Annotated in this window: 21 protein-coding genes; 10 read left to right on the forward strand and 11 right to left on the reverse strand. The window is 63.2% G+C overall.

The window, feature by feature from the left end:
• Nucleotides 1–245: 245 nt before the first annotated feature.
• Nucleotides 246–1,430 carry a M23 family metallopeptidase gene (locus ACZ92H_RS21940; protein WP_465051017.1) on the forward strand — a complete coding sequence of 395 codons (1,185 nt, stop codon included), beginning with the start codon at nt 246–248 and terminating at the stop codon, nt 1,428–1,430.
• Nucleotides 1,431–1,454: 24 nt separating this feature from the next.
• Here ACZ92H_RS21940 and cls read toward each other — a convergent pair whose 3' ends face one another.
• Both cls and ACZ92H_RS21950 read right to left on the reverse strand, forming a co-directional pair.
• Nucleotides 1,455–2,846 carry a cardiolipin synthase gene (gene cls, locus ACZ92H_RS21945; RefSeq protein ID WP_465051018.1) on the reverse strand — a complete coding sequence of 464 codons (1,392 nt, stop codon included), beginning with the start codon at nt 2,844–2,846 and terminating at the stop codon, nt 1,455–1,457.
• A complete protein-coding gene (locus ACZ92H_RS21950; RefSeq protein WP_465051019.1) occupies nt 2,843–4,954 on the reverse strand; it encodes a site-specific recombinase in 2,112 nt (703 codons plus the stop codon). The genes cls and ACZ92H_RS21950 overlap by 4 nt, the downstream gene beginning before the upstream one ends.
• A gap of 368 nt (nt 4,955–5,322) precedes the next feature.
• Here ACZ92H_RS21950 and ACZ92H_RS21955 point away from each other — a divergent pair, with 368 nt between their 5' ends.
• Nucleotides 5,323–6,384: a porin gene (locus tag ACZ92H_RS21955; RefSeq protein ID WP_465052375.1), complete on the forward strand. Its 1,062-nt coding sequence runs from the start codon at nt 5,323–5,325 to the stop codon at nt 6,382–6,384.
• Nucleotides 6,385–6,464: 80 nt separating this feature from the next.
• Here ACZ92H_RS21955 and ACZ92H_RS21960 read toward each other — a convergent pair whose 3' ends face one another.
• The 3 genes from ACZ92H_RS21960 to ACZ92H_RS21970 form a co-directional block, all read right to left on the reverse strand.
• Nucleotides 6,465–7,040, reverse strand: a complete 576-nt coding sequence (locus ACZ92H_RS21960; RefSeq protein WP_465051021.1) for a DUF3617 domain-containing protein — start codon at nt 7,038–7,040, stop codon at nt 6,465–6,467.
• A 66-nt stretch (nt 7,041–7,106) separates the two neighbouring features.
• A complete protein-coding gene (locus tag ACZ92H_RS21965; protein ID WP_131377835.1) occupies nt 7,107–8,654 on the reverse strand; it encodes a TerC family protein in 1,548 nt (515 codons plus the stop codon).
• Between the two features lie 83 nt (nt 8,655–8,737).
• On the reverse strand, nt 8,738–9,013 hold the full coding sequence (locus ACZ92H_RS21970) for a hypothetical protein (protein WP_465051022.1): 276 nt from the start codon (nt 9,011–9,013) through the stop codon (nt 8,738–8,740).
• A 292-nt stretch (nt 9,014–9,305) separates the two neighbouring features.
• Here ACZ92H_RS21970 and ACZ92H_RS21975 point away from each other — a divergent pair, with 292 nt between their 5' ends.
• Nucleotides 9,306–12,149: a M16 family metallopeptidase gene (locus ACZ92H_RS21975; RefSeq protein ID WP_465051023.1), complete on the forward strand. Its 2,844-nt coding sequence runs from the start codon at nt 9,306–9,308 to the stop codon at nt 12,147–12,149.
• A gap of 195 nt (nt 12,150–12,344) precedes the next feature.
• On the opposite strand, the gene ACZ92H_RS21980 is transcribed toward ACZ92H_RS21975, so the two are convergent.
• The 4 genes from ACZ92H_RS21980 to ACZ92H_RS21995 form a co-directional block, all read right to left on the reverse strand.
• The gene (locus ACZ92H_RS21980; RefSeq protein ID WP_131377972.1) at nt 12,345–12,983 is read right to left on the reverse strand and encodes a YiaD family glycine zipper/OmpA-like lipoprotein; all 639 of its coding nucleotides are present in this window, start codon (nt 12,981–12,983) and stop codon (nt 12,345–12,347) included.
• A gap of 203 nt (nt 12,984–13,186) precedes the next feature.
• Nucleotides 13,187–13,333 (reverse strand): lmo0937 family membrane protein, encoded by a 147-nt coding sequence (locus tag ACZ92H_RS21985; RefSeq protein WP_121670992.1) that lies wholly within the window; start codon nt 13,331–13,333, stop codon nt 13,187–13,189.
• A 185-nt stretch (nt 13,334–13,518) separates the two neighbouring features.
• On the reverse strand, nt 13,519–13,800 hold the full coding sequence (locus ACZ92H_RS21990) for a hypothetical protein (RefSeq protein WP_131377829.1): 282 nt from the start codon (nt 13,798–13,800) through the stop codon (nt 13,519–13,521).
• 169 nt (nt 13,801–13,969) lie between these two features.
• The gene (locus ACZ92H_RS21995) at nt 13,970–14,620 is read right to left on the reverse strand and encodes an outer membrane lipoprotein (RefSeq protein ID WP_131377827.1); all 651 of its coding nucleotides are present in this window, start codon (nt 14,618–14,620) and stop codon (nt 13,970–13,972) included.
• 190 nt (nt 14,621–14,810) lie between these two features.
• Between ACZ92H_RS21995 and ACZ92H_RS22000 the strand changes: the two genes are divergently transcribed.
• Nucleotides 14,811–15,593 carry a Crp/Fnr family transcriptional regulator gene (locus ACZ92H_RS22000; protein WP_465051024.1) on the forward strand — a complete coding sequence of 261 codons (783 nt, stop codon included), beginning with the start codon at nt 14,811–14,813 and terminating at the stop codon, nt 15,591–15,593.
• A gap of 130 nt (nt 15,594–15,723) precedes the next feature.
• Here ACZ92H_RS22000 and ACZ92H_RS22005 read toward each other — a convergent pair whose 3' ends face one another.
• On the reverse strand, nt 15,724–15,942 hold the full coding sequence (locus tag ACZ92H_RS22005) for a YMGG-like glycine zipper-containing protein (RefSeq protein ID WP_131377823.1): 219 nt from the start codon (nt 15,940–15,942) through the stop codon (nt 15,724–15,726).
• A gap of 191 nt (nt 15,943–16,133) precedes the next feature.
• Nucleotides 16,134–18,176: an AsmA family protein gene (locus tag ACZ92H_RS22010; protein WP_465051025.1), complete on the reverse strand. Its 2,043-nt coding sequence runs from the start codon at nt 18,174–18,176 to the stop codon at nt 16,134–16,136.
• Nucleotides 18,177–18,431: 255 nt separating this feature from the next.
• Here ACZ92H_RS22010 and ACZ92H_RS22015 point away from each other — a divergent pair, with 255 nt between their 5' ends.
• The 6 genes from ACZ92H_RS22015 (at nt 18,432) to ACZ92H_RS22040 (ending at nt 21,641) form a co-directional block, all read left to right on the forward strand.
• Nucleotides 18,432–18,836, forward strand: coding sequence for a DUF4398 domain-containing protein (locus tag ACZ92H_RS22015; RefSeq protein ID WP_465051026.1), 405 nt, complete (start codon nt 18,432–18,434; stop codon nt 18,834–18,836).
• Nucleotides 18,837–18,859: 23 nt separating this feature from the next.
• A complete protein-coding gene (locus tag ACZ92H_RS22020) occupies nt 18,860–19,759 on the forward strand; it encodes an OmpA family protein (RefSeq protein WP_131377816.1) in 900 nt (299 codons plus the stop codon).
• A gap of 188 nt (nt 19,760–19,947) precedes the next feature.
• On the forward strand, nt 19,948–20,484 hold the full coding sequence (locus tag ACZ92H_RS22025; protein ID WP_290607292.1) for a ferritin-like domain-containing protein: 537 nt from the start codon (nt 19,948–19,950) through the stop codon (nt 20,482–20,484).
• Between the two features lie 58 nt (nt 20,485–20,542).
• Complete coding sequence (locus tag ACZ92H_RS22030; RefSeq protein ID WP_035826246.1) at nt 20,543–20,845, forward strand: ElaB/YgaM/YqjD family protein; 303 nt, start codon at nt 20,543–20,545, stop codon at nt 20,843–20,845.
• 16 nt (nt 20,846–20,861) lie between these two features.
• Nucleotides 20,862–21,248: a phage holin family protein gene (locus tag ACZ92H_RS22035; protein ID WP_131377814.1), complete on the forward strand. Its 387-nt coding sequence runs from the start codon at nt 20,862–20,864 to the stop codon at nt 21,246–21,248.
• 54 nt (nt 21,249–21,302) lie between these two features.
• Complete coding sequence (locus tag ACZ92H_RS22040; protein ID WP_092800811.1) at nt 21,303–21,641, forward strand: hypothetical protein; 339 nt, start codon at nt 21,303–21,305, stop codon at nt 21,639–21,641.
• Nucleotides 21,642–21,682: the final 41 nt, after the last annotated feature.

A 21,682-nucleotide genomic window follows, 5' to 3' on the forward strand; every position in this document is an offset into this window, starting at 1 on the left:
CTGCGCTAAGCCGGCCTACGCCGAGCAACGCTGCCTGGCGCGGCCGTATCGGTGCGTATCGGCCCGCGCAGACGAACGCCTGCCCGCCGCCGTCGATGTCTGTCGTCGTCCCCGGCACCCGCCTTGTTAATTTTTATGCCAACTTTGTATTTTGTTTATTTTAATCTGCTAGGCTTGGCGGCTTCGTGCATGCAGCAACGCGGCGGCGGTCTTGCCCGTGGCGCGCACTTTTTCCCAGGGATACGATGTCAGCCAGATTGTTTTTCCACGCCGACAGCCTGTGCAGTTTCTTCAGCGCCACGCCCCTGTTGGCCGCCACTGCGGCGGACTTGCCGCCGCCTCCGGGCTGCGAGGTGATTGCCGCCGGCGTGCCCGCCCGGCCGGCGACCGTGCTGCAGACGGCCGTGTTTCCTCCGCCCCAGCTCGACATGCGCACGCCGCTGGAGCTCACCGTCCTGGCCGGCACGGGACGCAATTATCTGCTCTATGAATTACACCTGCATAACTTTTCCGACGAGGCCATGACCTTGCGCGGCCTGGAAGTGCTCGCGGGCAGCGAACCACAAGCCTTGCTGGCGCTGACAGCCGCGCAGCTGCGGCAGCGCGTGCGCGTGGCCGGCGCCAGCAGCGAGGATGGGCCGGTGCGGCTGGCGGGAGGGCAGGGCGCCGTGGCTTACCTGTGCCTGGCGTTTGACGCCGGCGCCGCCGTGCCGGCCACCTTGCGCCATCAGCTTCTGCTCGACGGCGCCATTGCCCAGGGGCCATCGATCGGTACGCGCCAGACGCCGCTGGCCGTGCTGGGAGCACCGCTGCAAGGGACGGACTGGACAGCCGATAACGGCCCCAGCCTCCACTCGCATCACCGCATGGGCCTGTTCGTGGCGGGCGGCATGGCACAGCTTGCCCGGCGCTATGCGATCGACTGGAAGAAATACCGCAACGGCAGCATGTTCGCGGGCGATGCGCGCGACGTGCGCAGCTATCACGCGTACGGCGAAAACGTGCTGGCCGTGGCCGATGGCGAGATCGTCCAGGCGCGCGATGGCATGCCGGACAATATTCCCCGCACCCCGGCCGGCTTCACGTCAGCCGTGCCCATCACGATGGAGAATGTTGCCGGCAATGTCGTCACCATCGCGCTGGGCAATGGACAGTTCGCGCAATATGCGCACCTGCAGCCGGGCAGCGTGCGGGTGAAGGCGGGGCAGCGCGTGCGGCGCGGCCAGCTACTTGGGAGGGTGGGCAATTCCGGCGATGCCCGGGTGCCGCATTTGCATTTTCAGGTGGCCAGCAATCCCGATATCCTGGCCAGCGAAGGCTTGCCTTTCCTGTTCGATCAGTACCGTCTGAAAGTGGCCGAGAACGCCTGGGAGGCGCGTGCGCGTGAATATCCGATCGGCGATGGCATCATCGATTTCGGCACGCCCTAACCGCCGTTCAACCGGGCGTGGCCGCTACAGCCAGTAATTCATGAAGCGGGCCGCCCATTCCTTCACGCGGTCGGAAATCGGCCGCGTTTCCCATTTCGCCTTGGTGATTTCTTCCGAGTCGCGCAAGTCTTCCTGGAAGGCATTTTCCATTTCGCGGCCAAAGCTGTCGCCCAGCACGACAACGTTCAGCTCGCTGTTATGCAGGAAACTGCGCATGTCGATATTCGTCGAGCCCACCGTCGACCAGGCGCCGTCGATGACGGCCGTCTTGGCATGCAGCACGGCCAGTTTCAAGTGGAAGATGCGGATGCCGCCGCCCAGCAGCTGGTCGTACAGGGCGTGTCCCGCATGGAACACCAGGCCGCTGTCGGAGACGCCGGGCAGCACCACCGTCACGTCCACGCCCCGCTTGGCGGCCGCGATCAGGGCATCGACCGTCTGCTGGTCGGGCACGAAATAGGCGGAGGTGATGTGGATGGATTTCTTGGCTTCCTGGATGGCCAGGATGTAGGCCTTGTAGATTTCAAAGCCGCCGTCGGGCTCGCTGGCCACCACGCGCACCAGCTTGTCGCCCACTTCCGACAGCACGGGGAAATAATTGGCGTCAGGCAGGTCGGCCTGGTCTTGCTGGGCCCAGGTGCGGATGAACAGCCATTGGAAGGCGGCCACGGCCGGACCTTCAACTTTCACGTGGGTATCGCGCCAGCCTACGTCCTTCTTGTCGGTGGGCTTGGATTTCGAGCGGAACAGCGAGCTCTTGGCATAAGTGTCGCTGATGTTGATGCCGCCCGTAAACGCCGTCTTGCCGTCGACGATCAGCACCTTGCGGTGGTCGCGGTTGTTGATCTTCCACTCGTCGCCCTTGAGCTTGGCGGGGTTGACGGGGTTGAAGGCGACCAGGTGCACGCCGGCCGCGCGCATGCGGTCGAAGAACGCCTGCGGCACGCCCAAGGTGCCCACGCTGTCGTAGATGACGTTGACCGTCACGCCGGCCTGCTGCTTTTCGATCAGCATGTCGGCAAATTTCAGGCCCAGCGGGTCCTGGTCGAAAATATACGTTTCCAGGTTGATGCTGGTCTTGGCGTCGCTGATGGCCTGGAACATGGCGGCCATGGTTTGCGGGCCGTCAAACAGCAGGGTCACCTTGTTGCCCTTGATTAAGGGCACGCCCGTGGCCGCTTCTTCCAGCGCGGCCTGGGTTTTCAAATCCATGCCGGACTTGGCCCAGCGCTTGTTGAGCAGGGCGGCGCGGCTGTTGACGTTCAGCACGGCCCCCTTGCCGGTGATTACCTTGGGCTTGGCCACCGGTTCCAGGGTGGTGTTGAGGTTCTTGACATTAGGCAGCGAAGCGCATGCAGCCAGGGTCCAGCACAGCAAGAGGGCGGTGAGGCAGGGTCGCATGCGCCGAGCGGTCATTTTTGAGCCTTGGTGGTAGGTGACAGGTTTGCCGACTCGTCGGCCAATGCCAGTGGCGGCGGATTTTTTGAACCAAAGAAGAAGACGATGGGCGACTTCAGGAAACGCTTGCCCAGAATCTTCAGCAATTGCATGCCGTGCTTGAAACGCACCTGGCGCGAACGCAGGGCTACCCACAGGGCCAGGCCGAAGCTGACCAGCAAATTGGCCGTGCCGATGGCGAAGATGCCCGACAGCGACTTGACGGCCAGCTGCCAGCTCATGTTGTGGTCCAGTCCCACCAGGGCCGTGGCGAAGTTGGCGGCCGAGAAGGTAATGTGGCGGATATCGATCGGCAAGCCGATCAGGAAGCCCAGGGTGCCGATGGAACCGAGCAGGATACCGAAATAGAAGTTCCCCATCAGGCCGCCCAGATTGTTTTCCAGGTACAGGCCCAGGCGCTGCACCCGCTCCTGGCCGATGACGCGGCCCAGGCCGCGCAATTGCGCGATGCGCTGCGCCCAGCGCGTGTACAGCGCCTGGTTGTCATAGTAGCCGGAAATCAGGCCCGCCACGAACAGGCACACGCCGGCGATCATGGCGTAGAAAATGGCGGGGCTGCCGATCGGGTCGATGTCATGCAGCAGGTGCATGGCCTTTTCCGGCGTCACCAGGTTGTGGCCCGTGATCGCCTTGTAGCCTAGCGCGATCAGCCAGGCCGTGGGAATGGCCGTGGCCAGGTTGCCCAGCACGGCCATGTTTTGCGTGCGGAAGACCTTGTTGATCAGTTCCGCCATGCTGTCGAGGTCGATGTTCCGGCCATCCTTGCTGTGCAGGCCCGCGGCGATGCGCGATGCCGTCATGGCCGGCTGTTTGGTGGCCACCGTGAAGTGCAGCAAGTGGATGAACATGAAGCCGATCGAGTAATTCATGCTGAACATGAAGGCTTCGACCAGCGGCGCCGAGCGCAGATACGACATCAGGATCTTGAACAGCGCCATGAAGCCGATGATGATGCCGGCGCCCGCTGACGACAGGAACATGGCGCCCATCTCGCGGCGGTTTTCCGCGATGTAGTGTTCGCCCGTGCGGCTGGCGTTTTCCGTCACATTCCGCGCCAGCAAGTTGATATTGTCCGAAAACAGGTCGCTGACCTTGTACTTGTTGTTGTGCGCCTGGATCAGTTCCAGCGCCAGCGAGACGGCGCCGGCGCGGCGGCGGCTGACAGGCTGCGCGTCGAGCAGGTCCGGCGTGGCATCGACCGTGATGGCGGCGATGTCCACGTTGCTTGAGCCGGGCAGCTCGCCGCTCGTGTCGACGAGGAACAGCAGCTTGCGCAGGCGGTCGATGCTTTGCGCCAATGCCACCAGCAGATAAGTGAGGGGAATGCTGGTGCCCTGGTACAGCGCCTTCTTGCGGATCTTGGCGATGACGGCGTCGCACTGGTCCAGCATCACCAGCAGGTGGCGCGCATCTTCGATGTGGTCGATATTGCCGTGCAGTAGCTGCGTGTACGCATCGAGGTAGGCGTTTACTTCCGTGTTCTGCACCATGAACGGCGACTGGAAGACTTCGATTTCATTGTGGAAACGCGTCAGTTCCGGCTCCAGGCCCATGGCGCAGACGCGGTAGGACAAGGTGCGGATGGCGTCGAGCATGCCTGGCAGCATGATATTGCCGTCGCCGACGGCCAGCTCGATGTCGTCGCTGGTGAGCACGTCGAATAATTCCAGCCAGTCCGTGGCTGGCACGTTGCTGATCCACAAGTAATCCGTGTTCAGGTACAGCACCTGGTCGAGCGCGTCGTTCAGGTATTCGTCGCCCAGGGCGGGCGGCAGCATGCGGTAGGCGATGCGGCGTTTCAATTCCGTGAAGAAGCCGCTGTTCGACAGCACGCCGATGTCGGTGTACAGGCTGGCGTGGCGGCGCGCGGCCAGCACGCGCAGCACGTATTCGTGCAGGGCGCGGGCCTGGGCGGGGTTACCTTTGAGAAGCTGGCGCAGGGTGCGCACGTTGGCGATCGCGGTAGCGCTGTCGTGAGGGCGCTTGGGACGCAGTGAGTTAAACAATTCCACCAGCAAGTCGATATTGCTGGTATTGGGATCAATGCGTTCGAGGATAGCTAGCATGCAGAAAAAACGGGCGAGCCGCTGTCGGTAAAACCAGTAGTGTACCGCCTGCGTCAAATCGCGCAACGTTCGCCACCGAACATAGCTCCATCGCAGGGCCTGCTTCTGCTGCCATTGTGCGACAAAAAGCTTGATTCGTGGTCACTATTGCGTGTTGTCAGTGTGCGACGCCCCGCCAGGGGCTAAGCTGGAGTTTCTGTTGTACACCGCACAGATTGCTTGCCAAAAAGCGAGGATAAGGTAACACTTAGGTCAGACACACAGCGCATGTCCTGATCAATACCGGGAAGTTTTTCTTTCACGTTACCGAGATATTTATCATGAAGACCTCGTACTTTGCGCTTGCTGTGATAGGGATGGGGCCGTGGATGCTATGCGCGCCGGCCCACGCTGCCGATGGCGCTGGCAATGCGGCATCCAGTAATGTTGCCGTGTACGGCGTGCTCGACGCGGGCATCGTGGCCGAACGCGGCTGTGCCAGCAATTGCGCCGGCACCAAGGTGTCGGGCGGCGTCGCTTCCGGTTCGCGCCTGGGCGTGCGGGGCCGCGAAGCGCTGGGCGACGACGTTACCGCCGTGTTCACCCTGGAAGCGGGGATCCAGAACGACACGGGACAGTCCGAGGATGGCCGCCTGTTCGGCCGCCAGGCATATGTCGGCCTCGACAGCCGCCTGGGCGCGCTGACCCTGGGGCGCCAGTACAATCCGCAATACCTGACCCTGACCGACGTGGCCGATCCGTTCAAGGGCGGCATGGCGGGCAGCGCGAGCAACCTGGCCGGCTACAGCGTCAAGCGCTACGACAACACCATCAAATATGAAACGCCCGCCTTGCGCGGCGTGACGGCCAGCGCCATCTACAGCTTTGGCGAGTCGCCGTACAGCAGCGCCAACAACCGCGCGTATGGCGCCACCCTGGGCTATTCGGCAGGCGCCGTGAATGTCAGCATTTCGCACCAGCGCAAGAACAGCCTGATCCTCGCCAGCGGCACCGTGCCCGCCATCGACATGTCGGCCCGCAATACCCTGATCGCGGCGAATGTCGACCTGAAGGTGGCCACCGCGTTTGCCGCCATCGGCATCAACAAGGGCTATGGCAGCTCGCCATGGGACCCTTCGAATGACTACAGCTCGCTGGCCCTGTCGATGTCGTCCTCGGACAGCCGCGACACCTTGCTCGGCGTGTCCGTGCCCGTCGGCGGCTTCAAGCTGCTGGCATCCTGGGTGCACAAGGATGACCGCGACCTTGCCAACCGCGATGCCAGCCAGGTGGCCGTCGGCCTCACGTATTCCTTGTCAAGACGCAGCGATTTTTATGCGTCCTACGCGAAAATCCACAACAAGAACGGCGCCCGCTACACGGTGGGCAACGCCAGCGACAGCGGTCGCGGCGACGCAGCCTTCAATCTCGGCTTCCGGCACGGCTTCTGAACCTGTCCTGAACGTCCCTGAGCGGCCACGCCCGCCAGGCGGCCGGTGCCGGTGGCAAGCTGCCTCAAGCCGGGCTTGCGTCACGGTTTCTGGGCGGCCGTGGCTGGCGCGGGACAACTTGCTCCCAGCCATTTGCCATTGCTTGCCACGTTCACCTGTTCCGGCGCGCCGCGCGCGCTGCTTGTCACCGCCAGCTGCATGGAAAATGCCTGGTCGCCGGAAAACAGCACCTTGCCTTCGCCGTTCGATTTCGGATTGGCGCACGTAAACGACACTTTCATGCCCCCTGCAATGGGCGTGTTATTCGATTTGCAATCACCGGGCTGGCCCGTGGGAATCTGCTTGCGCGCCGCCATTTCCGGCGTCACGCAGGCCGTCACGCGCACGGCGCCGTCGGCGCCCACGGTGGGCATGGCCATGCCGCGGCTGGCCGCCATGGCTTCCAGCTGCTTGCGTTGATCGGGGGGAAGGTTGCCCAGCTGTTGCAGCACCATGGACATGGCGTTGTCCGTGGCCGCGTCGGGCGAGGCCATCTTGCTGTCGACTTGCCACAGGCCAGGCTTGATGGTGGCCGATGGCGCGGCGGTCTGGGCGCCGGCCTGGGCGCCAAGGGCGGCGCAGGCGAACAGGGTCAGGGATAGCAGGGATCGTTTCATCGCGGGGTCTCCAGATTGGCAGACCCCAGCATACGGCATGGCAAGCGGGGCACGCTTGCCATTATGTTACAAACTGTGATCGGACTCGATGCGGCGCACGTCCACGCAGGCGATGCGGCGCTCGTCCGCCTCGACGATTTCATAGCGCAAGCCATCGAGTTCCAGCACTTCGCCCACGGCCGGCATGTTTTCAAAGTGCGCCAGCAGGAAGCCGGCCAGCGAGTTGTACTCGCCGTCTTCGCTGACCAGCGATTCCGTCTCGAACACTTGCTCCAGGTAATGCAAGTCCGTCGCGCCATCGATGCGCCAGTGGCCAGGGCCCAGCACTTCCACGTCGGGCTGCTCGTCTTCGTCGGGGAATTCGCCGGCGATGGCTTCGAGGATGTCGATGGGCGTGAGCACCCCTTGCACCGTGCCGAACTCGTCGACCACCAGCACCAGCTGGCCGCGCGAGCGCTTCAGGGTTTCCATGGCTTTCAGCACGCCGGCCGCTTCCGGCACGACGACGGCTTCGCGCATGCTGGCCGGATCGATCTTGCCGTGCGAGACGAGGTCTTCGATGAGGTCCTTGCTGCGCGCGATGCCCACCACATTGTCCAGGTCATCGTTGCAGACCGGAATCATGCTGTGCGGCGTGTCGCGCAGCAAGGTCAGCATTTTTTCGCTGCTGTCGTTCAGGTTCACCCACGAGACGTCGCCGCGCGGGGTCATCACGGAGCGGATCGAGCGCTCTCCCAGGGTCAGCACGCCGCTGACCATGTTGCGTTCTTCCACGCCGAAGGCGGAGACGTCGGGCAGCTCCTTGACTTCGTGTTCTTCCACGGCTTCGCGGCCCTTGCGTCCGCCCAGCAGGCTCAGCACGGCCTGCGCCGTGCGGTCGCGCAGCGGAGCATTCGACTGCAGCTTGAGGAAGTTGCGGCGCGCCAGCTGGTTGAAGAACTCGATGACGATGGAGAAACCGATGGCCGCGTACAGATAGCCTTTCGGGATGTGGAAGCCCAGGCCTTCGGCCACCAGGGACAGCCCGATCATCAGCAGGAAGCTCAGGCACAGCACGACGACGGTGGGGTGGGCGTTGACGAAGCGCGTCAGCACTTTCGAGGCCAGCATCATGACGACGATGGAGATGACCACGGCGGCCATCATCACGTACAGGTTTTCCACCATGCCGACGGCCGTGATGACGGCGTCGAGCGAGAAGACGGCGTCGAGCACGACGATCTGCGCCACCACCAGGCCGAAGCCGGCATAGACTTTCGGACCCGTCTGGGCATGCGTCACGCCTTCGAGGCGCTCGTGCAGCTCGGTGGTGGCCTTGAACAGCAGGAACAGGCCGCCCACGAGCAGGATCAGGTCGCGCCCCGAGAACGAGAACGTCCATATGGAAAATAATGGCGTGGTCAGCGTGACCAGCCAGGAAATCAGCGAAAGCAGGCCCAGGCGCATGACGAGGGCCAGGGTCAGTCCCAGCACCCTGGCCTTGTCGCGCTGGTGCGGCGGCAATTTCTCGGCCAGGATGGCGATGAAAATCAGGTTGTCGATACCCAGTACGATTTCCAGTACGACCAGCGTCAGCAGGCCGACCCAGATTGTCGGGTCAAAGAACCATTCCATGTGTGTAACCTTGTAAAGTCGATCAATGTAAAGCGTGCCTGGCGGCGGTATGCCCCGGGCGTGTGCGTGCAGCTAGTGTTGTCTCAGCGGCGGACGCGCGGCGGCCGCGTGGCCAGCCGCACGTCCGCTTCGGCAAGTGCGCCCGGTCCCGCTTGCCAAATGATGGCGTAAAACGGCACGGCCTGGCGCGAGGTCGGGTATAGCGTGATGGGATCGTTGTCGCATTCTTCAATGTCGCAGCCGTCGCCGGGCACGCCCGCATGCGTGCTGGCATCGTGGCAGTCCGCGACGAAGGCAGGCGTGGCGGTAGCGCCGGCCGCGACTGCATGCTGGAATGGGGAAGGGCTGGCGTAAGCCATGCTGGCGAACGCCTGGGGTAACGCAATAAAAACAAAAAGGCAGAGCAGGACGAGAGCTCGTCTCATATACAGGCGGATAGTTCTGGAACGGTCGAGTATAACACGGCCGCATAACAGCTTGATGACAGGGGCTTGCGCAAGTGACAAGCATGTCGTAAATTATGAAACGGCAATAATTTCACGTGGCGGCGAAGACGCAGCGCGGGCCCCGTGAGCATTCTTGCACTCAGTCCTTATTCCATGGCGCCGCCCTTGCGCCTTGTCAACCATGTAGTGCTACCAGGATTCTGTCTTGAAACCAATTACCGCTCTTTTGCTTGCCGCCGGCATCCTGTCGCCGTCATTCGCCTTTGCCGCCACCCCGGTGCAAGCGCCGCCGACCCAGAAAACCGGCAAGGCCGCCGCCAGCCGCGCCGCCGTCAAGGTCACGTCGGTCGAAGGCATCACGGAATACCGCCTGGCGAATGGCTTGCGCGTGCTGCTGTTTCCTGACGCCAGCAAGCCCACCCTCACCACGAACATCGTCTACCTGGTCGGTTCGCGCCATGAAAACTACGGCGAGACGGGCATGGCCCACTTGCTGGAGCATTTGCTGTTCAAGCCCAGCGCCAACTTCGGCGTCAGGAAAGGCACGAAAACCCCCGTCGAGGTCCTCAATTCGACGGGCGCCGATTTCAACGGCACCACCTGGTACGACCGCACCAATTACTACGCCACCTTCCCCGCCAACGACGACAACCTGCGCCAGATGCTGGCCTTGGAAGCGGACCGCATGGTCAATGCGGCCATCGACCAGAACGACCTGTGGAATCCGGCCACGCAAAAGGGTGAAATGACGGTCGTGCGCAACGAGTTCGAAATGGGCGAAAGCGATCCGATCGGCGTGACCAGCGAGCGCATCCAGGCCATCGCCTACGATTGGCATAACTATGGCAAGTCGACCATCGGCGCCCGTTCCGACATCGAGCAGGTCAACATTCCCCGCCTGCGGGCGTTTTATCACAAGTACTACCAGCCCGATAACGCCGTGCTGATGGTGGCGGGCCGCTTCGACGAAGGCAAAGTGCTGGCGCAGATCAATGATCTGTTTGGCAAGATCCCGAAGCCCACGCGCGTGATCGAACCCACCTACACGGCCGAACCCGTGCAGGATGGCGAGCGTGCCGTGACGGTGCGCCGCAGCGGCGGCACGCAGTTCGTCGGCGCCGGCTACCACGTGGCACCGTCCGGCAACCCGGAGGCCGTCGCCATCGAAGTGCTGGGCCACGTGCTGACCGACGCGCCGGCCGGCCGCCTGCACAAGGCACTGGTGGAAACCAAGCTGGCCAGCAAGATCGAATACAACGCGGTGAGCAACCTGGAGCCGGGCTTCAACCTGTTTGGCGCGCTCGTGCCCGTCGATGGCAGCCTCGATGCGGCCCAGGCGGCCATGCTGAAGGTGCTGGAAGAGCTGAAGTCGCAGCCGATCACGGAGGCGGAAGTGGCGCGCGTCAAGCAGCAGCTGAACAAGCAGGTGGAACTGATCAGCTCGAACACGGCGCGCATGACGATCGCCCTGACGGAATCGCTGGCGGCCGGCGACTGGCGTCTGTTCTTCCTGCAGCGCGACCAGCTCGACAAGCTGACCACGGCGCAAGTGCAGGCGGCGGCCGAGAAATACCTGAAGACATCGAACCGCACCCTGGGCCGCTTCATTCCCACCGACGCGCCGGACCGTACCGTCGTGCCCGCCTATGCCGACGTGGCGCCGCAGCTGGCCGGCTATACGGGCCGCGCCGTGGTGGCGCAGGGCGAGGCATTCGATCCCAGCCCGGACAATATCGAGGCGCGCACCACGCGTTTCACCTTGCCGAACGGCTTGAAAGGCGCCTTGCTGCCGAAGAAAACCAAGGGAGGCACCGTCAGCGTCGTCTTGAAGTTGCAGCTCGGCAGCGAAGAGAGCTTGCGCGGCAAGGCGCAGGTGGGCAGCTATACGGCCAGCCTGCTGTCGCGCGGCACGGAGACACTGTCGCGCCAGGAAGTGAAGGACAAGTTCGACCAGCTGGGCATGCAAGTGGCCGTCACGGGCAGCGCCGAGGGCGTGCGGGCCGTGCTGGTGGGCAAGCGCGAGAACTTGCCGGCCGCCATGGACCTGCTGGCGCAAGTGCTGCAGAAGCCGGCCTTGAGCGAGACGGAATTCCTTGAATTGCAGCGTGAAAGAGTGGGCCGCGCGGAGCAGGAATTGCCCGAGCCGCAGCCGCTGGCCGTGAATGCCTTCCGCCGCCTGCTCGACGCCACGCCGGAAGGCCATGTGCGCCACGTGGCTACCTTGCCGGCGGAGCTGGCGCAATGGAAGGCGATCAATGTCGCCGATGTGAAAGCTTTCCATCGCGGCTACTATGGCGCCGGGAATGCCGCCTTTGCCGCCGTCGGCGACTTCGACCCGGCCGCGCTGAAGGCGCAAGTGGCCAGCCTGTACGGCAACTGGCAGGCGCAGCAGGCGTATGTGCGCATTCCCGACGCCGTCAAGCCCGTCAGCGGCGAAAAAGTCACGCTGGAAACGCCGGACAAGGCCAACAGCGTGCTGTTCGCCATCCAGCCGCTGCCCCTGAAGGACGACGCCGCCAGCTATCCGGCCTTGCTGCTGGCCAATCACATGCTCGGTGGCGGCGCCTTGCGCAGCCGCCTGGCCGACCGCATCCGCCAGAAGGAAGGCCTGTCGTATGGCGTCGGTTCGCAAGTGAGCGTGCCTTCGCGCGAACCGGCCGGCTACTGGATGGCCTACGCCATCAGCGCGCCGCAGAACACCGTCAAGGTGGAAGCGGCCCTGCGCGAGGAAGTCGCCAAGGTGCTGGCCGACGGCTTCACGCAAGAGGAGCTGGCCGAAGCGAAGAAAGGCTGGCTGCAATCGGAAGAAGTGGGGCGCACGCAAGACAGCGGCCTGGCCAACAACCTGGCCGAATACCTGGCGCAAGACCGCACCATGGCGTACGACAAGGACCTGGAAGCGAAGGTGGCCGCCCTGACCCTGGCGCAAGTCAACCAGGGCCTGCGCGACTACCTGAAACCCTCGGCCATCTCCATCGTGACGGCCGGCGACTTCGCCAAGGTGGCGAAGGAAGGCGAGGGCGGCGCCAAGGCCACGACGTCGAAGTAAATCGTCTGCACTTGACGTAAAAAACCGCCAGCAAGGAAACTTGCTGGCGGTTTTTTTATTTGACTGGCATCAACTCACGACACTAGACAAAACCTCGTGAGCGGCGATGATTTGTGGCTAGGAAGCGCAACCGTACGAAGGTACGGTGAGCATCGCAGGCCGCAAAGCGCGCCGCGCAGCAAGTTTGGTCAGGTGTTACCCACGCGGCGCCATTTCGGCGACGTAGATCTCGACGCGGCGATTGCGTGCGCGTCCTTCGGCATCCGCATTCGACGCGATCGGCTCGCGCGCGCCGCGGCCTTCGGTGACGATGCGGGTTGGCGACACGCCGCGCATGGCCAGGTAGTCGCGCGTATGCGCGGCGCGTTCCACCGACAGCGGCTCGTTGATGGAAGCACTGCCCGTGCTGTCCGTGTGGCCGATGATGCTCACCGTGGTGTTCGGGTTTTCATTCAGGGTGGCGGCAAAGCGGTCGAGAATCGGGCGGAAGTTGCCCTTGATGTCGGCGCGGTTGGTGTCGAAGGAAATATCGCTTGGAATTTCCATTTTCAGGCGGTTGTCGGCCGTCTGCGTCACTTGCACGCCAGTACCCTGCGTGGCTTGTTCCATCGCGCGCTTCTGGTTTTCCATGCGGTTCGACCAGATATTGCCAATCACGGCGCCCGCTGCCGCGCCAATCAGGGCGCCGCCTGCCGTGCGGCCGCTGCTGCCGCCGCCCGTGGTGCCGCCGATCAATGCACCCAGGCCAGCGCCGACGCCGGCACCGGTGGCCGTGCCGCGTTGTGTGGCAGACATGTCTGCGCAGCCGGTAGCGGCCAGCGCGAGGACCAGCATGGCGATCACGGATTTGGCGCCAGGGCCGTTTTTGAAGGCTTCTTTCATGGATTTTCTCCTAGTTTTGTTATTGGGACATACCCAGAACTACCCATACACGTTACTGCAAAATCGGCAGGCTCGCCAGTGCGCACACCGTACGCAAAAGAGCGGCGCCCGTTTGCACGCGCGCCGCTCCTGTCAGCCTGCGCTAACGACCGGCTCTAAAGCCCGCGTCCGCTAATCAGGCGCAACAGGATCATGATGACCGCCACCACCAGCAGGATGTGGATGAAGCCGCCGATGGTGTAGGAAGTGACCAGACCCAGCAGCCAAAGAATGATGAGTACTACTGCGATTGTATAGAGCATGATATGTCCTCCGAGAGTAGTGTGTGGATGACGGCTGCCTGTGGTGCCAGGGGTATCGTCATCGGTTTTTGTCATTGCGCGGCGACCGGGTCGCTGAACGCTGATGCCATGACTTATTGTCTACTTTGTTTCTGAAATTCTCTGTACGCTGCCGTACACAACCTTTATTTAGCCTGCTGATTGGCTTATTTCGCCAGATTCCGCTCGCGCAGGCGCCGTTCTTGCTGCCGAGGTTGATCTTGCGCGCGATCCATGCCCGGTATCCAGGCCAGCATGCCGGCCATGCCGACGGCGCCTGCCAGGCAGCTGACCATGCCGCCCGTGAGCAGCAGCATGACGCCGAACACGGGTGCGCTGGTTTGCGCCGGCGCCAGGTCCAGGGCGCAGAAGCCCAGTGCCGTCGCCAGCATGCCGCCGCCGATAAAGCCCAGCCAGATCCTGTTGCTGCCTGTCTTGTCGCTATCCATAGCATCTCCTTGAGGGACAACCGTTGAACTTTCCTGAGTGCATCATCTCGCGCTATGGCTAGCTCATCTGTACGCCAACGAACATGATCAAAAAGAAAACGCCCGGACGAGCCGGGCGTGTGTCGAATTTGCAACTTCTTGTGGCGGCAATGGTGCCGCCATCGCGTAGTTAGCCCATGGCGCGCAAGCCGCCGTTGACGACGCGTACGCGGTCGCCCTGGCGCCAGTTGGGCGCGGCACTCTGGTGCACGGTGCGCGTCTTGCCATTGTCCAGGCGCACGACGATGTTATAGCTGCGCGTGGCGCGCACGTTGCCTTCGATCTGGTTGCCTGCCACGGCGCCGCCCACGGCGCCCAGCACGGTGGCCAGCTGCCTGCCGTGGCCGCCGCCTACCTGGTTGCCCAGCAAGCCGCCCACGACGGCGCCGCCGGCCGCGCCCACGCCGCTGCCTTCGGCGCGCGTATTGACTTCATGGATGGCTTCGACGACGCCACAGTTGCTGCACACCTGGGGCGCAGGCGCGGCGGCCACGTATTGTGGCTGTGGCTGGCGCACGGGTTGTGGCTGAGGTTGCTGTACCGGCTGTTGCTGCACCGGCGGCGGTGGCAGCGCCACCAGCGGCTGCGAACCAGCCGGTGGCTGGTTCGCCTGCAGGCTGGCCAGCTGCTCGGCCGAGGCATTCGCCGACAGCGGCGGCGCTTCGCTTTGCGAGGAGGGCAGCCAGCCCATCAGTGCAGCCGTGCCGACGCCGCAGAACAGCAGGACGGCAACGGCGGCGGCAAGCACCAGCGGATGGAGGGATTTGGTAGTGGTAGTCATGGAAGGCTCCTTGGTTTTTAAAATAATGAAATCGGGTAAGGCGTGCCCGGGCAGGGCGTGAGGGCAGTGTGCTGTGCCGCGTCCTTCGCTTCCGTGCGTCACCGTACATACAGGACCGTTGCTGCACCGTAGGCTAAGTAAAAATCATGTCGAGTTGTAACCGCAAGCAAGAATGACCAGGATAAAGGCAATGCCCACAATGACCGCCAGCTTGAATTTGCCCCGCGATGCGTCCCGCGACCCAGGCCGTAGCAGCCTGGGTGCGCCCGTGGCCGCTGCCGGCAACCGCTTGCTGGCCAGCCTGCCCGAGTCCGACCTGCGCCATCTTGCGGCGCTGTTCGAGCATGTCACCGTCGAGGTGGGCGACGTGCTGTACGAACCTGGCCAGCCCATCGCCCACGTGTATTTTCCCGGCGATTGCCTGATCTCGCTGCTGGCCGTGGCGGAAGGCCGCATGACCCTGGAAGTGGGCGCCGTCGGCCGTGAAGGCGTGCTGGGCGCATCCGTTGCACTGGGTCATGACCTGGCGCAGGTGCGCGCCGTGGTGCAGCGCTCCGGCACGGCCAGCCGTATCGCGCGTGCCGACTTTTGCGCCGAATTCGTCCAGCTCGACTCCCTGCAGCGCCTGTTGTACCGCTACACGGACACCTTGCTGGCGCAAGCCATCCAGATTGCCGTGTGCAGCCGTTTTCACGTGCTAGAGGCGCGCCTGGCGCGTTCGCTCTTGATCACGCGCGACCGCCTGCAATCGGAAAAATTTCACCTGACGCATGAATTCCTCGCTCACACCCTGGGCGTGCGGCGTGTCGGCGTGACCAAGGCAGCGAGCGCGCTGCAACAGCAAAAACTCATCAGCTACAGTCGCGGCAATATCGAGATACTCGATTCGGCCGGCCTGGAAGCCGTTTCCTGCCGCTGCTACGAACTGGTCAAGGATAGCGGTGCCATCGGCATGGCCAACGTCTTCGTCTGAGCGTTCAGCAATCACTTCCAGCGTCAATCCGGCACGAATGCAGTGCTCATCCAGCAGCCATTCTTTACTCTGACAGACGCAAAAAAGCGGGGCGGGCGCCTGGGCGCCTACCCCGCTTTTTTATGCATGCTTACTTAGGCTTGACCTGATTGCCGATCACGCCGCCGACGGCGGCGCCGCCGACTGCACCGACGGCGCTACCGCCCGTCAGGACGGAGCCGGCAACGGCGCCGACGCCGGCGCCGATGGCTGTGTTTTTATCCTGGCCGGACATGTTGGCGCAAGCGGTCAGGCTCAGCAGAAGGGCGGCAACGGAAGTGGTAGCGGCGATTTTTTTGACGATTTGCATGATAGTTCTCCTATGAATTCGGACCTCGTGGCGCCGGCATGGTATGGGCCGGTGGGATTTCGTATCGCCACGTCTTGTTGTTTCAGGCACGGTTACAGCATAGGATTGTGGCAAGGCAGGGTCTGTTCGGCAACGCACATAGGTGTGTAACAATTGTAAAAGCACACTATCGTGCCTTGGTCAGCGCAGGCTCAGCGCTGCTGGCGTACGCTCTTTCCCGGCTTGGGGGCGACGGGCTTGACGCGCGCCTTGGCCAGCAGGGTGGCGCATGCATTTTCTTCGCCGGGGCCGGCATTGACCAGCGGCAGCAGGGCCGCCACGGGCGCCACCACGGCCAGCGCCAGGGCGCCGCCGGCGCGCAAGGCCAGCACGCCCTTGTCGACACTGACGTCGGGCTTGCTGAAAGTACCCTTTACGTACAGGGGCGAGCGCAGCGAAAAGATGCGCAAGCCCTTGCTGTCCGGTTGCAAGGTCAGGTCCAGCCGCTCATTGCCCAGGTTCACGGTACCGTCGATGTGCAGGACGGCATCGTCCGTGTCGACGATGAACTGGCGCGTGCGCATCAACCCCTTGTTGACGACAAAATCGGCGGCCATGCAATTGAGCTTGACCTGCTTGTCGCCCACCAGCTTGGTGAGCACGATGCTGCCGATATTCAAGCCCATTTCTTCCAGCAGCAGCTTGCTGATGCTGCCCTGGTTGATCAGCGCCCGCACTTCGCCGTTCGAGCTGCCCAGCAAGGTGGCGACGGAATTGCCCGTGGCCGACAGCGAGGCGTCGCCATTGATCTCGCCCACGCTTGCCTGCAGGGCAGGCAGGCGGGGAAACAGCTGCTTGATGCGCAAATGGCGGGCGCTGGCCTTGAGTTCGGCGGCGATGCCGTTGGCAATGACCTTGCCACTGCCGTCGAGCTTGATTTGCGAGCTCAAGGTGCCGCCCGCCACGTTGAAATTGAGGGGCGTGAGCGACAGCACGCCATCGGCCAGCAGCACGTGCGTATCGAGCTTGCTGATCGGCAGTTCCGCATCGCGCGTGATTTTATCGGCCGTGTAGCGCACGTCGGCATCGAGGCTGGTCCAGCGCTCCGTCTTGAACGTTTCGACCGGCAATACCCGGCCGGCAGGCTGCGTGATCAGCACGCCCCGCTCCTTTTTGCTGGCGCTGGAATCGGCACCCACCAGCGGCCCCAGGTCGGCAAATTGCAGCAGGCGCGAATGCACTTCGCCCGTCAGGCGCTTGCGTGGCTGGCTGGCGGAAAACGCCAGTTTGCCGCTGATGTCGCTCGAACCCACCTTGCCGCTGAACTGGTCGTACACCCAGTCGCCGCCGCCGGGCGCCAGGGTGCCCGTCAAATGGCCTTCCGTGCTGAAGTGCGGCGTTTCCGGCAGCAGCACGCCTGTCAACGGATACAGGCGCGCCATGCTGGGCCCCGATACCTTCAGGCGCACGTCGAGGGCGGCCAGGTTCGTCGGGCGCGTCAGGGTGCCTTCGATGGCCATGCTGCTGCCGCTGGCGCGCATGTCGGCCTGGATGGGGAAGGGCGTGCCCTGGCGCTGCAGCGACAGCACGCTGCCCGCCTTGCCGCCGCCCTGGACGGTTTCGCCGCGGTAGGTGCCGGACAGTTTCCAGGCGATGCCGTAGCGCTTGTCGTCCGCGAGCGTATCGACGTCGGCGCGCAGCGCCGTGCGCGTGATGGCGTCGTCCAGGTACACCGTGCCTTTGCTGAAGACCACGCTTTGCAGCTCCAGCTGCCACGGCGATTGCTGGTCCTGCTTCTCGAACGTCCAGTTGTTCTTGCCATCCTCGCTGCGCAGCAAGCGCACCTGCGGCGAGTCGAAGCGCAATTGCGGGATGATGATTTTCTGGTCCAGCAGGGCCAGCGGATTGAGCGAGAACGCCAGCTGGCTGACGGTGGCCAGCTGCGCCGCCTCGCCATCGGCCACCGTCATGCTGCCCGGATTGCCCAGGCGTACGTCCCGGGCCTGCAAATGCGGCCATGGCAGGTAGTCGCGCCAGCTGGCGTGCGGCGCCCCATTATTGGGCTGCTGCCATGTCAGCGACAGGTCGCCTTCGATGGCGAAAGGCCGCCCCAGCGCTTCGCTGGCGCGCCCGTTAAGCCAGGGCTTGGCGCGGTTCCAGTCCATGTTCAGCAAGGTGACGGCGGCGGCGACGGGCAAGGCGATGAGTACGGTGGCGCTGGCGAGGGCGATTTTCTGGCGGCGGGAGAGCGGCATAAGCTGATTCTTTCTGGACAATTAGTCACGATGCTACAGGAATCGCTCTGAAGCCGGGTTCGTTTCAGCTTTTGCTGGCGGGCGCGTGCGTTGGCGCACGTTGCCGGGGACAGTATTGTCGATTTCCTACCCTATGTGCGGCACCGAACGGATATACGGAGTGCCGGAGCCTATAACGTCATACATCAAACGCAGTTCCTGATTTGTTTCACGTAGCACCGACATCATTACCCCACATTCTCCAGGAGAAAAAAAATGACAAACCGAGATTCCTTCAAAACCCCCATGACCGCCCTGGCCGCCTGCATCGCTGCCGTTGTCCTGATGACGGGCTGCTCGAGCATGAAAACACCGGCTACGGCCGATGTGGCCGTCTCGCGCGCCGCCGTCGATAACGCCGCCAGCGCCGGCGCCGCCGACCTGGCACCCGATGAAATGCGTTCGGCCCGCGAAAAAATGCGCATGGCTAACCAGGCCTTGAAAGACCGCGACTACAAGACGGCGCGCGACCTGGCCGACCAGGCGCAAGCCGATGCCAAGCTGGCGCAAAGCAAGGCCAACTCGGCCAAGGCCACCAGCGCCGCTGACGAAATCAACGAGAACATCCGCGTCATGCGCGAAGAGCTCGACCGTGCTAACCAGCAAGTCCCAAAACAATAAACCAATAAGAACAGGATTCCATCATGAAAAAAGCCACTTACACCACCATTCCCGGCCTGCTGGCCATGGCCGCCTTCGTTGCCGCCTGCAGCTCCGCGCCAACCACCACCAGCCTGCTCGACCAGACGCGCGGCGACTACATGGCGGCGCAATCGAACCCCATCGTGTCGACGTATGCGCCACGCGAATTCCGTGAAGCGAGCGCCGCGCTGGAAGCGGCGAATGCCGCCGCCGTGCGCCAGGAAGACAGCGAGAAAGTCGACAAGCTGGCCTACCTGGCCAAGCAAAAGATAGCCACCGCGCAAGAAGTCGCCAAGCAGAAGGCGGCTGAGGCCGATATCGCCAACGCGGGCAAGCAGCGCGACCAGTTGCGTCTCGATGCGCGCACGCAACAGGCTGACCAGGCCACGGCCCGTGCCCAGGCCGCGCAAGCGGATGCCGAAGCGGCCAAGGCCCAGGCGCAGTCCGCTGAAGCATCCGCCCGCGATGCGCAAGCCCGCGCCGCCGGTCTGGAAGCACAGCTGGCCGACCTGGCCGCCAAGAAAACCGAGCGCGGCATGGTCATCACCCTGGGCGACGTGCTGTTTGGCACGGACAAGGCAAACCTGACGGCCGATGGCGCGAATACGGCGCGCAAGCTGGCCGATGTGCTGAAAAACAACCCGCAGCGCACCGTGCTGATCGAAGGTTTCACGGATAGCACGGGCGGTTCCGCGCACAACCTGGAATTGTCGCAGCGCCGCGCCGAATCCGTGCGCAATGCGCTGCTGGAGCAAGGCATCAGCCGCGACCGCATCGCCACGAAAGGCTATGGCGCCGCCTATCCTGCCGCTGGCAATGACAGCGCGGCGAACCGCCAGCTGAATCGCCGGGTGGAAATCGTCTTGTCGGAAGATAACACGGCCATTCCCGCCCGCCGTTAAAACACCAGTCCAAACCTGCTGCGCGTCGCGACTTGCGGCCGCCGAGGCGCACTGTGCCATCGCACGGCTGCGCTTCTCGGCCACCATGCGCTGCCGCTCGCCGTGGTTTGGTCAGGTGTTGAGTTAGAAGGCAGCACCGGCCGCTCCCTGGCCGGTGGATACCCATGCAAGACTTGAAAGGAAGCATCATGACCCAAACATCTGTTGAGATTCCAGCTGGCATCGACACGGCCGCCATCCGCGCCGCCGCGAAAAACCTCGATGACGGCGCCGTCACGGCCGGCTACCAGGGCAATCGCCAGGAATTGATTACCCTGTTGAATGGGGCGCTGGCCACCGAACTGGTGTGCATTGCGCGCTATAAACGCCACTACTACACCGTGAGCGGGCGCGACAACGGCACCATCAAGGCGGAATTCCTGGAACATGCGCAGCAGGAGCAGGAGCACGCCGACTGGCTGGCCGAGCGCATCGTGCAGTTGAACGGCAAGCCAGATTTTAATCCGGCAACATTGCTTGCGCGCAGCCATGCCGAGTATGATGACTCCGAGGACGTGCAAAGCATGGTGCGTGCCAACCTCATCGCGGAGCGCGTGGCCATCGAGTCCTACCGCCAGATGATCGTCAAGGTCGGCGACAGCGACCCGACAACCCGCCATTTGTTGATCAAGATCATGGCTGTTGAGGAAGAGCACGCCGATGATATGCGCGATCTAATGGAATAGTGTTTTTGAGTAAAGTAGGTATAGTAACTACATTCATCCACAGCTAAGGAGCTAAACCATGTTGGAAAACAATATCACCACCGTCAATAACGATGTCAAAACCTTGGTCAAGGATGCACAAGCCCTGTTCAGCGCCGCTGCCGCCCTGACCGGTGAAAAAGCTGACGAAGTGCGCGTCAAGGGCATGAAAACCCTGGACGCCGCGCTGGCCAAGGCGCACGAAGCGCAAGCTTCGGCCATCGTCGCCACCAAGCAGATGGCTGCTCAGGCGGATGGCTACGTGAAAGAAAACCCATGGCGCACGGTGGCTGTCGCTGCTGGCGTCGGCGTGCTGGTCGGCTTCATCCTGGGCCGCAAGTAATCCATTCAGGAGCGATATGGACAAGTCTGCTTCGTCTCACCAGGGGCCGGGATTGATCGGCTCGGTCGCCGGCCTGGCCAAGAATGCCGTCGGACTGATGTTGTCGCGGCTGGAGCTGGCCACCATCGAATTGTCGGAAGTGCGCAATCACATGTTGCAGCTGGTTGTCATTTTCGCGCTGGCCACCGTGGCAGGCTTGTTTGCCATCGCTTACGGCAGCGTGCTGGTCGTTTTCCTGGCCTGGGATAGCCTGGGCTGGAAGATCCTGGCGATCATGACGGTCGTGTTCGTACTGCTGGCCATCGGCCTCGTCATGTACGCGCGCGCCATGCTGCGTCAAGGCAAGCTTTCCATGCCGGCCACCATGGCCGAACTGAAGGCCGACCGTGACATGTTGATGTAGCCGGCTGGCGGGGCACTCCCCCGCCATGCCCGGACTGCCTTTCGAGGAGAATTCATGTCGGATAACGACAAACAGGCAGAGCAGGCGGCCCGCAAGCGCCTGCTGATTGCCCAGGGAGAAATGTACCGCGTCGGCATCGTGCATGCGCGCGCCAACGTGGGGTATGCATTGCGTCCCGACTCGCTGCTGCAGGGCGTGGTGGAAACGGCGGTCGGCTTTGCCGGCCACCGCGTCGAATCCCTGCTGGCACCGGGGGGCATGCGCCTGCAAGGCGCCATGCCCTATGTGCTGACGGCGCTGTCCTTTATCGGACGCAAGAAGCTCGTCAAGCCGGCCCTGGTCCTCGTGGCCGTGGCCGCCGTGGCCGCCAGCTGGCTGCGCCGCAAGCGCTAGGCGGCACCACCCGAAACGCTGTCATCGACAGCGTTTTTTTT

The sequence above is a fragment of the Janthinobacterium foliorum genome (genome assembly GCF_978021625.1).

Bases quoted from the DNA above. Each gene is read 5' to 3' on its own strand.
- ACZ92H_RS21940 (WP_465051017.1), top strand. From the start codon at position 246: ATGTCAGCCAGATTGTTTTTCCACGCCGACAGCCTGTGCAGTTTCTTC.
- cls (WP_465051018.1), bottom strand. From the start codon at position 2,846: ATGACCGCTCGGCGCATGCGACCCTGCCTCACCGCCCTCTTGCTGTGC.
- ACZ92H_RS21950 (WP_465051019.1), bottom strand. From the start codon at position 4,954: ATGCTAGCTATCCTCGAACGCATTGATCCCAATACCAGCAATATCGAC.
- ACZ92H_RS21955 (WP_465052375.1), top strand. From the start codon at position 5,323: ATGCTATGCGCGCCGGCCCACGCTGCCGATGGCGCTGGCAATGCGGCA.
- ACZ92H_RS21960 (WP_465051021.1), bottom strand. From the start codon at position 7,040: ATGAAACGATCCCTGCTATCCCTGACCCTGTTCGCCTGCGCCGCCCTT.
- ACZ92H_RS21965 (WP_131377835.1), bottom strand. From the start codon at position 8,654: ATGGAATGGTTCTTTGACCCGACAATCTGGGTCGGCCTGCTGACGCTG.
- ACZ92H_RS21970 (WP_465051022.1), bottom strand. From the start codon at position 9,013: ATGGCTTACGCCAGCCCTTCCCCATTCCAGCATGCAGTCGCGGCCGGC.
- ACZ92H_RS21980 (WP_131377972.1), bottom strand. From the start codon at position 12,983: ATGCTGGTCCTCGCGCTGGCCGCTACCGGCTGCGCAGACATGTCTGCC.
- ACZ92H_RS21985 (WP_121670992.1), bottom strand. From the start codon at position 13,333: ATGCTCTATACAATCGCAGTAGTACTCATCATTCTTTGGCTGCTGGGT.
- ACZ92H_RS21990 (WP_131377829.1), bottom strand. From the start codon at position 13,800: ATGGATAGCGACAAGACAGGCAGCAACAGGATCTGGCTGGGCTTTATC.
- ACZ92H_RS21995 (WP_131377827.1), bottom strand. From the start codon at position 14,620: ATGACTACCACTACCAAATCCCTCCATCCGCTGGTGCTTGCCGCCGCC.
- ACZ92H_RS22000 (WP_465051024.1), top strand. From the start codon at position 14,811: ATGCCCACAATGACCGCCAGCTTGAATTTGCCCCGCGATGCGTCCCGC.
- ACZ92H_RS22005 (WP_131377823.1), bottom strand. From the start codon at position 15,942: ATGCAAATCGTCAAAAAAATCGCCGCTACCACTTCCGTTGCCGCCCTT.
- ACZ92H_RS22010 (WP_465051025.1), bottom strand. From the start codon at position 18,176: ATGCCGCTCTCCCGCCGCCAGAAAATCGCCCTCGCCAGCGCCACCGTA.
- ACZ92H_RS22015 (WP_465051026.1), top strand. From the start codon at position 18,432: ATGACAAACCGAGATTCCTTCAAAACCCCCATGACCGCCCTGGCCGCC.
- ACZ92H_RS22020 (WP_131377816.1), top strand. From the start codon at position 18,860: ATGAAAAAAGCCACTTACACCACCATTCCCGGCCTGCTGGCCATGGCC.
- ACZ92H_RS22025 (WP_290607292.1), top strand. From the start codon at position 19,948: ATGACCCAAACATCTGTTGAGATTCCAGCTGGCATCGACACGGCCGCC.
- ACZ92H_RS22030 (WP_035826246.1), top strand. From the start codon at position 20,543: ATGTTGGAAAACAATATCACCACCGTCAATAACGATGTCAAAACCTTG.
- ACZ92H_RS22035 (WP_131377814.1), top strand. From the start codon at position 20,862: ATGGACAAGTCTGCTTCGTCTCACCAGGGGCCGGGATTGATCGGCTCG.
- ACZ92H_RS22040 (WP_092800811.1), top strand. From the start codon at position 21,303: ATGTCGGATAACGACAAACAGGCAGAGCAGGCGGCCCGCAAGCGCCTG.